Source organism: Streptomyces endocoffeicus, assembly GCF_016741935.1.
GTDB lineage: Bacteria > Actinomycetota > Actinomycetes > Streptomycetales > Streptomycetaceae > Streptomyces > Streptomyces endocoffeicus.
On sequence record NZ_JAERRG010000031.1, the window covers coordinates 29,012 to 43,543 of the forward strand.

At 74.0% G+C, this 14,532-nt stretch carries 3 protein-coding genes; all 3 read right to left on the reverse strand.

Annotation, left to right across the window (positions count from 1 at the left end):
• Positions 1 to 69: 69 nt before the first annotated feature.
• Genes JK364_RS44675 through JK364_RS44685 form a run of 3 tightly spaced genes read right to left on the reverse strand, consistent with a single transcriptional unit; the run spans position 70 to position 14,242 of the window.
• Positions 70 to 837 (reverse strand): hypothetical protein, encoded by a 768-nt coding sequence (locus JK364_RS44675; RefSeq protein ID WP_230993462.1) that lies wholly within the window; start codon positions 835 to 837, stop codon positions 70 to 72.
• Positions 834 to 2,711, reverse strand: coding sequence for a class I adenylate-forming enzyme family protein (locus JK364_RS44680; protein WP_201857181.1), 1,878 nt, complete (start codon positions 2,709 to 2,711; stop codon positions 834 to 836). The genes JK364_RS44675 and JK364_RS44680 overlap by 4 nt, the downstream gene beginning before the upstream one ends.
• On the reverse strand, positions 2,708 to 14,242 hold the full coding sequence (locus tag JK364_RS44685) for a non-ribosomal peptide synthetase (RefSeq protein ID WP_201857182.1): 11,535 nt from the start codon (positions 14,240 to 14,242) through the stop codon (positions 2,708 to 2,710). The genes JK364_RS44680 and JK364_RS44685 overlap by 4 nt, the downstream gene beginning before the upstream one ends.
• Positions 14,243 to 14,532: the final 290 nt, after the last annotated feature.

Consider the following 14,532-nt stretch of genomic DNA (forward strand, 5'->3'; position numbering starts at 1 on the left):
CCTGCCGATCTCTGTGGGGTCAGGGGTGGAGAAGCCGGTCCGGCGGCCGTGGGGCTTGGCCGGTACGGCTCAGCGTGGCGGGGTCGTCTCCGGTGCGCCGGTGTCGGCGCAGGTGACGGCGGGGCTCCTGTCCTTGGCGAGGAAGATGGTCTGCGCCATCATCCGGTAGCCGGACATCCCCTCCCGCAGGGTCTCGATGGACTCCTCCGGGTGAACCGAGTCGATGACCGCGTTCGGACCGACCGCGTTGAACTGGTGTGAGACTCCGCGCGGTATCTGCATGTCCACCCAGGAGTTGGGCGGCACGATCACGTTGTGCCGCTCACGGCGCACCCCGTCGGGGGTGCCGGGCAGGTCGTCGGCGAAGCATGACAGCGGTGCGAAGGGTCCCGTCGGGGGGCGGACGGTGATCGGTGACAGGCTGGACACGCGGATCGTGGTGTCCGGGCCGGTCATCATCCGCACGAACCGCAGCCCGGTGTGCAGGTGCATGCGCGAACAGATGTCGCGTGCGGCGGTGTCGTAGAAGTCCATGAGGTAGCGGTCGGCGAAGAAGCCCGGGAAGGGCGGCTCCAGCATGAAGACATCGCCCTCCTCAAAGACCTGGGCCCGCTTCAGCCGGCCCGTCGGTGCGGGTCGCTCCCCCTCTTCCCGGTGGGCCGCCCGGACCAGGCCGGACAGAGCCTCGACCACGGTCAGGGCGGCCTCCGGGGGCAGTTGCACCACCGGGGTGAGCCGGTTGCGGTCGGGGTCCTGGTGGCCTCGGACGTCGAGGATCTCGTCCTCGTGGTCGGGCGACCGCTTCATCCGGCCGATGGTCTCGGTGGGCTGCGTCATCCTGTCGCTCCCGTGTGCTCGTGTCGTCCGGTACCGGGGTGGCGCGCCCAGAGCACACCGCCCGCGTCGTGTCGCCCGGCGCGGAGCACCGAGCAGCCGGTCAGGGATGTTCCGCCGTCCCGCTGCCGGGACAGCCACTCCCAGCGGTCCGTTCCCCCGCTGCCGGGGACATCGAGGAAGCACAGCAGCGGGCCCAGCGGCCAGGCGGAGCCACCCGGCGCGGGCCCGTGCGGGAGGAGAACCAGTGCGCCGCCATCGAGGCGGGTCCCGACGCCCCACGGCACCGGCCCCTCCTCGACGCCGTGCCGGGCCGCCAGCTCCACGGCCAGTTCCCGGTGCGCCGAGAGCGGCCACGCGGCGAGCAGCTTCGCGCGCCACTCCGCCTTCGCGCGGGTGAGTTCCGCGTCGACGGGGGCGTGCCAGTGCTCGCGCAGGAAGTCGTAGGCGGCCAGGACGGTGTCGTCCCCGATCCCGGTGTGCCGGGCGGCGTTGTGTTCGGCCAGGGACCGCAGGGCCGGGTCGTCCGTCCCGGAGTCCAGGAGGTGACGCGCGGTGGCCGCGGCGTGGCGCAGCAGCCGGTCGTACCGTGCGGGCGCCAAGCGGCGGGCGGCCAGCGGCCGGCTCATCGCCCGGCGTTGCGGCTTTCCGGTGGCGGTCGCCCGGTACCCGCCGAACTGGACGACCGCGGGCCGCAGCGGCGATCGCCCGTACAGGGTGCGGACCTCGGGTACCGGCTGTTCCGTCGCGACGAGGGCGACGTCGTCGCCGAGGGTGGGCTCGTCCACCGCGACCGCCGCGAACCGGCCGGTGAGGCCCGCCCGGCGCCAGCCGTGCTCGATGTCGAGGGGGTGGTGCTTCTCCCCGCCTCGGTTGATGCGCTCGCCCGCGCGGCCCCGCAGGACGAGGAGTCCGTCCCGGAGCTCGCCCAGGTCGCCGGTGCGCAGCCAGCCATCGTCGGTGACGGTGGCGGCGGTGGTGCGCGGGTCCTGCCAGTAGCCGGTCATCAGGTCGGGTGTTCTGATCCAGACCTCGCCGGATTCCAGGTGGAGTTCGGTACCGGGCAGTGGGACGCCCACCGGGGGCGTCCGCTCCAGGTAGTGGGTGCGGAAGTCGGTGTCGTCGAGCAGCGGCATGGTGAAGCTGAAGTTGACCGCCTCCGTCAGGCCGTAGCCCTGACGCAGCCTCGGGCCGTAGCGGGAGTGGAAGCGGCGGGCCAGGTCGGCGGTGAGCGGGGCCGCGGCGGTGATCAGGTAATCCAGCCCGTCGGGCCATGCGGGAGCGGCTTCGACCAGGTCCGCGAGGAGGGCCGGGACGATGGAGGCCGTCCTGGCGCCGGAGGCGTCCAGCGCGGCGAAGTAGCCGGCCGGGTCGAAGGCGGGGTGCAGGGTGAGCGGCGTGCCGGTGAGGTGGGTGCCGAGCAGTGACATGACCAGTGCGTTGCAGTGGTACAGCGGCAGGCAGGTGCCGTGCGGGCGGTCCGGTGTGATGCCGTGCAGGACCGCTGTGCGGCGTGCGTTGCCGATAACCGCCCGGCGACTGAGCACAACCCCTTTCTGCGGACCGGTGGAGCCGGAGGTGAACATGATGAGCGCCGGGGCTTCGGGCGTCGGGTGCGCGTCGGGCAGTCCGGTGCGCCGGACTCCGTGGACGTCCACGACGGCCGCGGCGGCGACCCGGGCGGCGCCGGCGGCGAGGTCCGCGTCCCCGGCCCGCGGGTGCAGCGGGACGGCGACGAGTCCCCGGTCGAAGCAGCCGAGCAGGATGTCCGCGAGGCGGTGGCCGCCTGGAAGCCTGATCACCACCCGTGCTCCGGCGGGCAGTTCGTCGAGTGCGGCGCTGTCCGCCTCGTACGCCGTGTCCTCGGTGGCGGTCAACGGGCCCTCCCGAGGGCTTCGGCGAGCTGGACGCCGACGGCGTCCACGTGCTGGGGCTGCATCACTTGGTGGTGGAGTGCGTCGACGTGTCCGACGGTCAGCTCGCCGCCGGTGTACGGCCGCCACAGTTCGTGTGTGGGCGCCGCGCGCCGAGGTTCGCCGGCGGCCTCGATGTAGGTGGTGTCGCCCGCGTAGCGTGGGGGGCGGTAGGCGCGCAGCAGAGCGTCGTTGTGCCGGGAGACGGCGATGACGCGGGCGATGTCGTCCTCGGTGAGGCGGGCGAAGAGGCTGCCCTCGCGGCGCAGCAGTGCCGACACGGTGGTGAAGTCGAGGGTCTCCGTAGCGAGGCGGGCATCGTCGAACCCGGCGGCCGTCAGCAGCACCCGGTGCACACGGTGCTCGTCGATGGGCTCGGCGGGCCCGGCCCCGGTGGCGGCGACGGCGTCGACCAGGAACAGCGTCCCTCCGGGCTCGCCGAGTTCGCGCAGCCGGACGGCCATGGCGTGGGCCACCAGTCCACCGAAGGACCAGCCGACCAGGTGGTACGGGCCGGACGGGCGGACCGTGCGCAGCAGTCCCAGGTAGCGCTCGGCCATCTCCTCGACCGTGCCGGGCAGGTCCGCCACTCCCCCGGTGCCCTCGGCCTGGATGCCGTGGACCGGATGGTGCCGGCCGATGTGCCGCAGCAGGCCGGTGTACAGCCAGCTCATACCGCTCAGCGGGTGGACGCAGAACACCGGCGCGGCCGCTCCGGTGGCCCGGAAGGGCACGAGGTGTGCGGGGGCGGACGCGGTCGGCGGCCCGTCGAGCAATCGGCTCAGGGCGGCCGGGGTGGGGGCCTCGAAGACGTTCCGGAGGGCGGGTGCGAGGCCGAGGGCGGCGCGCACCCGCTCGGTCAGCCGGGCGGCGAGCAGCGAGTGGCCGCCCAGTTCGAAGAAGTTGTCCTCGGGGCCGACCCTCGGTACGCCGAGCACCTCGGCGAACTGGCGGCACATCAGGTCCTCACGGAGGTCGCGCGGCGGCTCGGCGCCGGTGGCGGCCGCCCAGTCGGGCTCGGGCAGCCGGTCGCGCAGCAGCTTTCCGTTGACGCCGAGGGGCAGTCGGTCCAGGGCGAGCAGCCGTGCGGGCACCATGTAGTCCGGCAGGTGCCGGGTCAGGTGCGCCCCGACCGCACCCAGATCCGCGCCTTTCGGGGTGACGTAACCGACGAGCCGACGGTCGTCGGCGCCGCGGTCGTGCACGGCGACCGCGGCGGCCGTGACCTCCGGGTGCCCACCCAGCACGGCTTCGACCTCGCCGAGTTCGACGCGGTGACCGCGGATCTTCACCTGGTCGTCGGTCCGGCCGTGGAAGCGGAGTACCCCGTCACGGCTCCACGACGCGAGGTCGCCGGTGCGGTACATCCGCCGGCCGGCCGGTCCGAAAGGGTCCGGCAGGAAGCGGGCGGCCGTCAGTCCGGGGCGGCCGAGGTAGCCGGTCGCGAGGCCCGCGCCGGCCAGGTACAGCTCGCCTCTCGTGCCCGGGGGGACGGGGCGCAGCCGGTCGTCGAGGACGTAAGCGCGGGTGTTGCGCAGCGGCCGGCCGAGCGGCACGGTGCCGTCGGTCCGCGCGCCGGCCGGGTGGGTGGCGGCCCAGACGGTGGTCTCGGTCGGGCCGTAGCAGGCGAGCAGCGACGCGGTGGCGGCGGCCAGCTCCCCGGCGAGTTCCGCGGGGACCGCCTCGCCGCCGACGACGGCGCGTACGTGGCGCAGTTGTCGCGGCCGTCGTGCCACGAGCGTCCGCCAGAGCGACGGGGTCGCCTGCATCACGGTGACGCGGTGCCGGTCGAGCAGCGTGCACAGCTGGTCGGGGTCGCGCAGCGCGTCCTCGCCGGCGAGGACCATGGCACCGCCGGTGATCAGCGGCAGGTACAGCTCGGGCTTGCACATGTCGAAGCCGACGGGTGCGGAGGCCATCATCCGGTCGTCGGGGCCCACCGCGAGCTGCTCGCGCAGGGCGAGCAGCAGGTTCACCAGCGCGGCCCGTGGCACGACGACGCCCTTGGGCCGCCCGGTGGAGCCCGAGGTGTACGTGACGTACGCGGTGTCCGGTGGCACCGGCAGCGGCTCGGCCGCCCCGGTCGTGACAACGGGTCCGGCGGCGGGTTCGGCGGCGGGTCCGGTGGCGGGTCCGGTGGCGTCGCGCACCACGAGGAGGGGTCGGGCATCGGCCAGGAGCGCCGTGACGCGCTCGGCCGGCAGGGTGGGGTCGACGGGCAGGTAGGCGGCGCCGGTCGCCTGGACGGCGAGGAGGGTGGCGGGCAGGTCGGGGCCGCGGCGCAGCACCACGGCGACCAGGGCGCCGGGGCCCGCGCCGTGCGCGCGAAGTTCCCCGGCGAGGTGTTCCGCCCGCTCGGACAGGTCCCGGTGGCTGAGCACGGTGTCGCCGTACAGGACAGCGGGTGCCTCCGGGGTGCGGTGTGCCTGGGCCGCGACGAGCGCCGCCACGGTGGTGTCGGGCGTCTCACGGTCGGGGCCGCTCCCCTGTCCGGTCAGCCGCTCGAGCTCGCCGTCGACGAGCACCGGCAGGTCCGCGACGGGGAGCTGGGGATCGGCCACGGCCGCGCGGAGCAGCCTCTCCAGGCGGGCGAGCAGCAGGCGCGCGGACGCGGGGGTGAACAGTTCGGTGTCGTACTCCAGAAGACCCTCGATCCCGGCCTCACCGCCGTGGTCCGTGTAGTGCTGCCGCATGCTCCACAGCAGGTCCATCCGGGAGGCGCCGCCGTGCACGTCGACCGGTTCCGTTCGCAGGCCCGGCAGGTCGAACTCGGCCGCCGGGGTGTCCTGGAACGCCAGCATCACCTGGAAGAGGGGGTGGGCGGCGAGGGAGCGCGGCGGGTTGACGGCCTCGACCACCCGCTCGAAGGGGACCTCCTGGTGCGCGAAGGCGTCGAGGTCGGTGGCGCGTACCCGCTGGAGAAGTCCGGCGAACGTCGGCGCGCCGCTCAGGTCGGTGCGCAGCACCACGGTGTTGACGAAGCAGCCCACGGCGTCGTGCAGCGCGGCGTCGTGCCGTCCTGCGACGGGTGTACCGACGGGGATGTCATCACCCGCCCCGAGCCGGTGCAGCAGTGCGGCGACCGCGGTGTGCACCACCATGAACAGGCTGGTCCGGGTGGTCGCGGCGAGCCGGTTCAGGCGGGCGTGCAGCGCGGCGTCGAGTGTGAAGGGGACGGTCTCCCCGCGGTGTGCGGAGACCGGCGGCCGGGGATGGTCCAGCGGCAGCCGCAGCACCTCCGGGGCGCTGTGCAGGATCCGCGTCCAGTGGTCGACGCCGGTGTCCGGGTCGCGGTCGAGCAGGCGGAGCGTGTGGTCGGCGTACTGCACGGGTGTGCTCGTCCACCGCGGGGCGTCGCCCGCGGCACGGGCCCGGTAGGCGGTGGACAGGTCACGGGCCAGCGGACCGAGCGACCAGCCGTCGGCGGCGATGTGGTGCAGCAGGAGCAGGAGTACGTGGTGCTCGGGGGCGGTCTCGTGGAGCACGGCGCGGACCGGGAGTTCCGTCTCCAGGTCGAAGACGTGCGCGGACGCGGCGGCGAGCAGTCCGGGCAGTTCCGCCTCCGAGGTGACCACCGTCTCGAACGGCGGGCCGTCGGCGTCGCGGATCCGCTGGTACGGCTCGCCGTGGTGTTCCACCATGGTGGTGCGCAGGCTCTCGTGCCGGTCCAGCAGGTCGCCGAGGGCCGCCCGCAGGGGTTCCACCCGCAGCGGCCCGGTGAACCGGACGGCGAAGGACATGTTGTACACGGAGTTGGGACCGGCGAACCGGTCGAAGAACCACAGCCGCCGCTGCGCGGGCGAGAGCGGTACGCGCTCCGGTCGCGGGGCGGCCCCCGCCCGGGCGGGGGCCACGGCAGCGCCCTCCGGGAGGAGGCGTGCCAGGTCGGCGACGACCGGGGCGTCGAACAGGGTGCGGATGCTCAGCTCGCGGCCGGTCTCCGCGCGCAGCCGGTTGATCAGGCGGGTGGCGAGCAACGAATGTCCGCCGAGGTCGAAGAAGTTGTCCTCGGCGCCGACCTCGGCCAGTCCCAGAGTCTCGGCGAACAGATCGCACAGCAGCCGTTCTCGCGGGTTCTCCGGCCTGCGGCTCACCAGCAGCGCGGTCTCCGGGCGCGGCAGGGCGGCGCGGTCCAGCTTGCCGTTCCCGGTCAGCGGGATCTCGTCGACAGGGACGACGAAGGCGGGCACCATGTGCGCGGGCAGCACCGTGCGGGCGTGGGCGCGCAGTTCCGCGGCCAACGACGTCTCGGCCGGGGCGGTCCCGTCCGGTCGCCCGGCCGAGCCGGTCCCGTCCGGTCGCCTGGCCGGGACGGCGTAGCAGAGCAGGCGGCCGCCGTCGGCGCCGGTGTCGGCGAGCACCACGGCCCGGTCCACGGCCGGGTGCTGTTCGAGGACGCGCTCGATCTCGCCGGGCTCGATCCGGTAACCGCGGATCTTCACCTGCTGGTCGATCCGTCCGAGGTACTCCAGCGTGCCGTCCGGCCGCTGCCGCGCGAGGTCCCCGGAGCGGTACATCCGGGTGCCGGGCGCGCCGAACGGGTCGGGGACGAACCGGCTCGCGGTGAGCGCCGGCCGGTCCAGATAGCCGCGGGTCACGCCGGGACCGGACACGTGGATCTCGCCGGGGCAGCCCGGCGGCACCGGTCGTAGCGCCTGGTCCAGCAGGTGCAGGCGGAGGTCGGGCAGCGCGGTACCGACGACGCTCGCGGTCTCTTCGGGGTCGGTCAGCTCGGTGTACGTCGCATGGACGGTGGTCTCGGTGATCCCGTACATGTTGACCAGGGCGGGCCGGCCCGGGCCGTGCCAGGAGCGGACGCGGGACGGTTCCAGCGCCTCCCCCGCGCATACGATCAACCGCAGGTCGGGCAGGGCGTCCGGGCCGACCTCCCGCTCGGCCCGGAGGAGCTGGTAGAAGGCCGAGGGAGTCTGGTTCAGGGCGGTGACTCGCTCCCGGCGGAGCAGCGCCAGGAGGTCCCTGGGCGAGCGGGTCACGTCGTCCGGCACCACCACCAGCCGCCCGCCGCGGCCGAGAGCCGTCCACATCTCCCAGACGGAGACGTCGAAGGCGTAGGAGTGGAACAGGGCGTGTACGTCGGCGTCGAACCGGAACCGCTCGTCGGTCGCGGCCAGCAGCCGTACGACATTGCGGTGGGTGACCAGGACGCCCTTGGGCCGGCCGGTGGAGCCGGAGGTGTGGATGACGTAGGCGACCGCCTCGGGGTCCACGGTCACGGCGGGCGGGTGCGCCGGATGGGTGGCGGCCGTGTCGGGGCCGTCGAGGAGGATCTGCGGGTGCGGGACCGGCAGCGGGACGCCCGTCACGACGAGCACGGGGCGGGCTTCCGCGAGTACCCCCCGGATGCGCTCCTCGGGGTACGCCGGGTCCAGGGGCAGGTAGCCCGCGCCCGACTTCAGCACCGCCAGGATCGCGATAACGAGGTCCGCCGAACGCTCCAGCACCAGGCCGACCAGGCGCTCCGGTCCCGCGCCGCGCTCGATCAGGAGGTGGGCGAGACGGTTGGCACGCGCGTCGATTTCCGCGTAGGACAGGGTGGTGTCGCCGTGGGTGAGGGCCGGGGCCGCCGGCCGGCGGCGCACCTGCGCGGCGAACAGGGCGGTCAGCGTGGCCGGCCCGGTGTCCCGGTCCGGAACGGGGGCGGGGGCAGGGGCGGGGACGGGGGCGGGGGCTTCGAGGTCGGCGCGCTCGTCGGGCAGCAGCAGGTCGACGCGTCCCAGTGGTGCCGCCGGGTCGTCGGCCATCCGGTCGAGGACGGCGCACAGGCGGTCGAGCAGACGGCCGGCCGCGTCGCCGTCGAACAGGTCGGTGCTGTGGTCGAGTTGGAGCCGCAGCCGGTCGCCGGGCACGGCGATCAGGGTCAGCGGGTAATGGGTGCCGTCGCGGCCCTGGATCTCCCGCAGCTCCAGGCCGGGTACCAGGGTGGCCAGTTCCTCGTCGTCGACCGGATAGTTCTCGAAGACGACGACGGTGTCGAAGAGTTCGGCTTGCCCGGTGACCGCCTGCAGGGTCGTCAGGTCGGCGTGCTGGTGCTCGAGCATGGACAGTTGCTGGGCCCGCAGGTCCGCCAGGCAGTCGGCGACCGGCCGGCGTGGGTCGAGGCGGACCCGGACCGGCACGGTGTTGATCAGCAGGCCGACGATCCGCGCCGCGCCGGGCAGTTCGGCCGGCCGGCCGGAGACCGTGACGCCGAACACCACGTCGTCCCGGCCGGTCAGGGCGCCGAGCAGGACCGCCCAGGCCAGTCGCAGGATGACGCTGGTCGTCAGGCCGGCTTCCCGGGCCAGGGCCTCGACGCGGGCGGTGAACCCAGGGTCCAGCTCGGCGGTCGTGCGGCGACGTGCCCCCGTCGCGCCGCGTCGGCCGGGGCCGCCGACCAGGGTCGGGCCGTCCACGGACGCCAGCAGCGCGCGCCAGGCCGACTCGTCCGCGCGGGCGTCCCTTGTGGCCAGCCAGTCGAGGAAGTCGCGGTACGGCGTGGCGGGCGGCAGCGGGTGACCGGCGTAGAGCGAGAAAAGTTCCCTGACAAGGATCGGCATGGACCAGCCGTCGACCAGGAGATGGTGCGTGGTCAGGACGAAGGTGTGCCGGTCGGCGGACCTGCGCAGCAGCGCGGCGCGCATGAGTGGGGGGTCGGCGAGGTCGAAGCGGCGTCGGCGGTCGGCGGCGAGGAAGTCCTCCAGGTCCTCCGGTGCGGGCATCTCGCACCACTCCACGGCGGAGCCGGGTACCACCGCCTGGACGGGCCGGCCCGACACACCGGGCCGGACACCGGCGGAGAGCTGCGGGTGACGGCCCAGCAAGCGGTGCAGCGCGTCCCGCAACGCGTCGGCGTCCAGTGCCCCGTCGAGGTCGAAGACGAACTGGACGAGGTAGGGGTCCACCCCGTCGTGGTCGTAGAGCGAGTGGAAGAGCAGGCCCTGGGCCAGCGGCGGCAGCGGCAGTTCACCGGTGGCCCGGGACCGGGCCCGGTCGACCAGCGCGCCCAGGACGTCGAACCACCGCTCGGCCAGGCCGGCGACGCGCGTCCCGTCGAGCAGGCCGCCGGGCCAGGACCAGTGGGCGACCAGTTCGGAGCCGGCCGGACGGTCGATGATCACCGTGTCCAGCTCGACGGCGTGGCGCATGGCCGGCCCGGCCGCGGTGGTCGGGCCGTCATCCGAGGCGGATCCGGCGGCGGTCACGTCGGCCAGCACCGACCAGGGGCCTTCGCCGCCGACGCCGAAGCGGCCCAGGTAGTTGAAGGCGAACTGCGGCGTGGGGCGGGCGGCGAGGACGGGAGCGCTCTGCGGGTTGAGATAGCGCAGCAGACCGTGGGTCAGTCCCGCGCGGCCGGAGTCACGGGTGCGGGAACGCACCCGGGCGACCGCGCCGTCCAGGGCGATCGGGTCGGTCCGCGCCTCGGCCCAGGAGCAGCCGGGGTCGAGTACCACGGGATACAGGGTGGTGAACCAGCCGACCGTACGGGACAGGTCGAGGTTGTCCGCGAATTCCTCACGTCCGTGCCCCTCCAGGTCCACGGCAAGCGCGTCCGGGCCGTCCCGCCAGTCGGCGGCGGCCAGGGCGAACGCGGTGAGCAGCAGGTCCTGCACCGAGCAGTCGAAGGCCGCTGTCGCGTCGCTCAGCAGGCCTGCGGTGATCGCGCCGGGCAGGGTGGCGGTGTGGCGGCGCCGGGTGTCCTCGGTGTCCGACGCGGGATCCAGGGGGCGCGCGACGACCGGTGGTTCCACGGGCTCCGGCCGCTCGTGGGGGAACGCGTGGAGCACGGCCGGGTGATGGGCGTACCCCACCAGCGCCTTCGCCCACTGTGCGAAGGACGTCCCGGTCGGTTGCAGCGTCGGGGTCCGGCCGCGGCGCACCGCGTCCCAGGCGGTGTCGAGGTCGTCCCGGAGGATGCGCCAGGAGACGCCGTCGACCGCGAGGTGGTGCACGGTGAGGGTCAGCGCGCCCGCCGTCCCGGGTCCGGGGTCCGACCAGCGCGCGTGCACCATCCGGCCGCGCTCCGGGTCGGTCGGCGGGCCCGGCCGGTTCAGCTCGACCGGCACGGTGGGCAACACCTCCAGCGACCAGATCGGGCCCGTGGCGGTCAGGGAGAGCCGCAGCATGGGGTGGTGGTCGACGAGGGCCTGCACCACCGCGCGGACCTGCTTCCCGGTGATGCCCACCGGGGTGCGTACGGTCAGGGACTGGACGAACCCGTGGAGTGTGCCGCCGCGTTCGCGCAGCCAGTGCATGACGGGCGTCAGCGGCAATGCGGAGTCGTCCGCGTCGTCCAGCGCGATCCGGTGCTCGGGGAGCCTGTGGTCCGCGAGTGCGGCGGCGAGTCCGGCGACGGTGGGGGTGCGGAAGACGTCCGGGGTGGTGATCGCCAGACCTGCGCGCTGCGCCGCCGCCGCGAGTTGGATCGCCTGGATGCTGTCCCCGCCGAGCCGGAAGAAGTCCTGGTCGAGGGGGACGTCCGGCAGGCCGAGCAGCTCGCCCACCAGCTCGGCGAGCAGTTTCTCGGCGGGCGTGCGCGGGGCCGGGCCCCTTCCGGCGCTACGAGTGGCGACCGCGGACTCCGGCGCGGGCAGCGCGGCCCGGTCCAGTTTGCCGTTGCGGGTCAGGGGCAGCCGGTCCACGACCACCACCGCGGTCGGCAGCATATAAGCGGGCAGCCGGTCCCGCACCCGGTCGAGCAGCGCCGCCGGGTCGAGGCCGTCCGCCGGGTCGAGACCGTCCACCGTGTCGAGGTCGTCCGCCGCACCGCCGGACGCGGTCACGTAGGAGACGAGCCGCCGCCCTCCCGGGCGCTCCTGTGCGACGGTCGCGGCCTGCCGGACCCGCGGGTCGGCACGTAGCACGGCGTCGATCTCGCCCGTCTCGATCCGGTGACCGCGCAGCTTGACCTGTCCGTCGGCACGACCGGCGAAGTCCAGCCGACCGTCCGCACTCCACCGGGCCAGGTCGCCCGTGCGGTAGACGCGCGCCCCCGGCGGCCCCGACGGGTCGGGGACGAAGCGCTCCGCGGTCGCGCCCGCGTGCCCGACGTAACCGCGCGCCACCCCCGCTCCCCCGAGATACAGCTCCCCCACCGACCCCGGCGGCACGGGCCGCAACGCGTCGTCGAGAAGCAGCACCCGCTTGCCGTCCAGCGGGCCGCCGATGGGGACGGACGCGGCGTCCGCGGGCAGTTCCGGGACCGCGTACCGGGTCGCGAAGACCGTGGTCTCGGTGGGCCCGTAGCCGTTGACGACGGTGAGTCCCGGCAGCGCCCGGCGCACCGCGCGGACGGCGTCCGGGGACACCACGTCCCCTCCGGTCCACACCTGGCGAACGCCGGCCAGGCAGGCCGGGTCCTCGTCGGCGATGGCGTGGAAGAGCCCCGCGGTCAGCCACAGCCCGGTCACCCCGGTCTCCGCCACGGTCCGGGCCAGTTCGGCCGGGCCGAGATGTCCCGGCGCGGCGACCACCACCTCACCGCCGGTCAGGAGCGGCACCCATAGCTCCAGGTTGAACGCGTCGAAGGCGTGCGGCGAGTGCAGCAGGACCCGGTCCGCGCCGCCCTCGGACCACCAGCGGTCGGCGGCGAGCCCGGCGAGGGCACCCTGGGTGATGCCGACCCCTTTGGGCCGGCCCGTGGAACCGGACGTGAACATCACGCAGGCGAGAGCGTCCGGTGACGTTCCGGCCCCGGCGGGCGCGTCATCGGCGGCCGCGTCGGAGTCGGCTCGCACGTCCAGCAGGCGCAGACCGCGGTCGCGGGCGTACGTCACGATGGCGTCGCCCCCGGTGTGCCGGTCGGTGACCAGCAGCCGCGCGTCCGCGTCGGACAGGACGGTCTCCTGCCGGGGCGCCGCGTCGTCCCGGTGCAGAGGTACGTACGCCGCGCCCGCCCGCACCACAGCGAGAGCGGCGACGACCAGATCCACCGAGCGTTCCAGAAGCAGGGCGACAGTGCGCTCCGGCCCCGCACCGGCGGCGGCCAGCGCACCCGCCAACGCGGCGGCGCGCCCGTCCAGTTCGCGGTAGGTCAGCCGCTCGCCCGTTCCGGCGCAGCGCACCGCGAAGGCGTCCGGGGTACGGCGTACCCGGTCCGCGAACCGGTCGACGGCGGTGTCGGCGGGTGCGGCCGAGGTGGGCGCGCCCGTGCCCAGGGAGACGAGACGGCGGCGCTCCCCCGTGGTGGTGGTCGCCACTCGCGCCAGGGGCGTGTCGCGTTCGGCCCGCGCCACCTGCCTCAGCACGTGCGGGAAGCGGTCGGCGACGCCTCGCAGGAGGTCCTCGCCGTGGTTGGCGGGGTTGGCGTCGAAGTCGAGGCGCAGTTCGCCGTCACCGCGGTCGTGTGCGAAGAATGAGAGGTCCTCGGACGGCGGCGCCTGGAGGTTGCGGACGGTCGCGGTGACCGAACCGAAGCGCAGCGGCCGGTCGAACCGCTGGATGTTGAGGACCGGCCCGAAGAACCTGCGGCCGTCGTCGGGACAGTCCACCTCCCGGCGCAGGCGCTCGCCCCGGTAGCGCTGGTGCCGGCGTACCGCCCGCAGTTCTTCGGCCACTTCGTCGAGCAGGCGGCCGACGGACGCGGCCGGGTCGACGCGGAGCCGCAGCGGCAGGACGTTGGCCGTCATCGCCGGGACGCGGCGGGCGAGTTCGGCGGACCGGCCGGCGACCGGCAGGCTCAGGACGACGTCGCGGTCACCGGTCATCGCGTGCAACTGGATCACGGTGGCCGCGGTGAACAGCCGGGTCCAGCGGTGCCCGAGCCGCCGCGCGCCGTCCCTCACCTCGATGAACTCCGCCGCCGATACACCCCTGCTTGTGCGCAGCGACCGGTCCGACGCCGCCGCCGGACCCGCTCCGAGCGTCGGGAAGTGCGAACGGCCCGCCAACCGCTCCCTCCACCAGTCGCCGTCCGCGTCGTGCTCGGTGGAACCGCGGTATGCCGTCTCGGCGTCGATCAGCGCCCGAAGCCCGCTCCAGCCGCTCTGCGGCACCGGGCTGCCCTCGTACAGACGGCTGTAGACCTCAGCGGCCCGTTCGGCGAACAGGGCCATGCCCGCCCCGTCGAGGGCGATGTGATGGACCCGGTGGAACAGCAGAGTGCGTTCGTCGCTCACGCGCAGCACCGCACCGAAGAACAACGGCCCCGCGTCGCAGCCTCCCGCCTCGGCCATGGCCGCCCGCATCCACGTCAGCGCCGCCGCATCGGGGTCGGGCGTCTCCCGCAGGTCGACCGTCTCGACGACGTGCTCGACATCGGCGACGGGCCACTGCGTGGGGGCCGCCGAACCGGCCGCTCCGATACGGGCGTTCACCGCCTCGCAGTCGGCCGCCGTCCTGGCGACCGCGGTCGCCAGGAGGTCGACGGCGACCGGGCCGTCCAGCTCGAGGTACTCCGCCCACTGGTACGCGCCCGGCTCGCCGAAGCCCCCGCGTTCGGCGAGCCATACCCCCAGTTGCGCGTCGGTGAGCGGCAGTTCAGCACGGTTGTCAGGCATATGAGCGAGTGTCCCCATCCGTCCCGTCGGCGATATGCCGACGACTGCCGTCCGATGTGTCCGTGTCGATCAGGAAACGATGCACACCATCGAAACACGGAAGGCAATGAATGAGTAAAGTGATGGCAATGTGAGAGATCTCACGATTAATCAGAGAATGGCAAATGCACAGGTGGAGAGGGCACCACAAGACAGTGGGAGGAATTTCAGCCGCGCCTGAGGCTGCTTTACCTTACTGGCCGGAAACTCGACCAAAAAGTCACTCCAGTGGCCGATTAATCTGCCGAAAT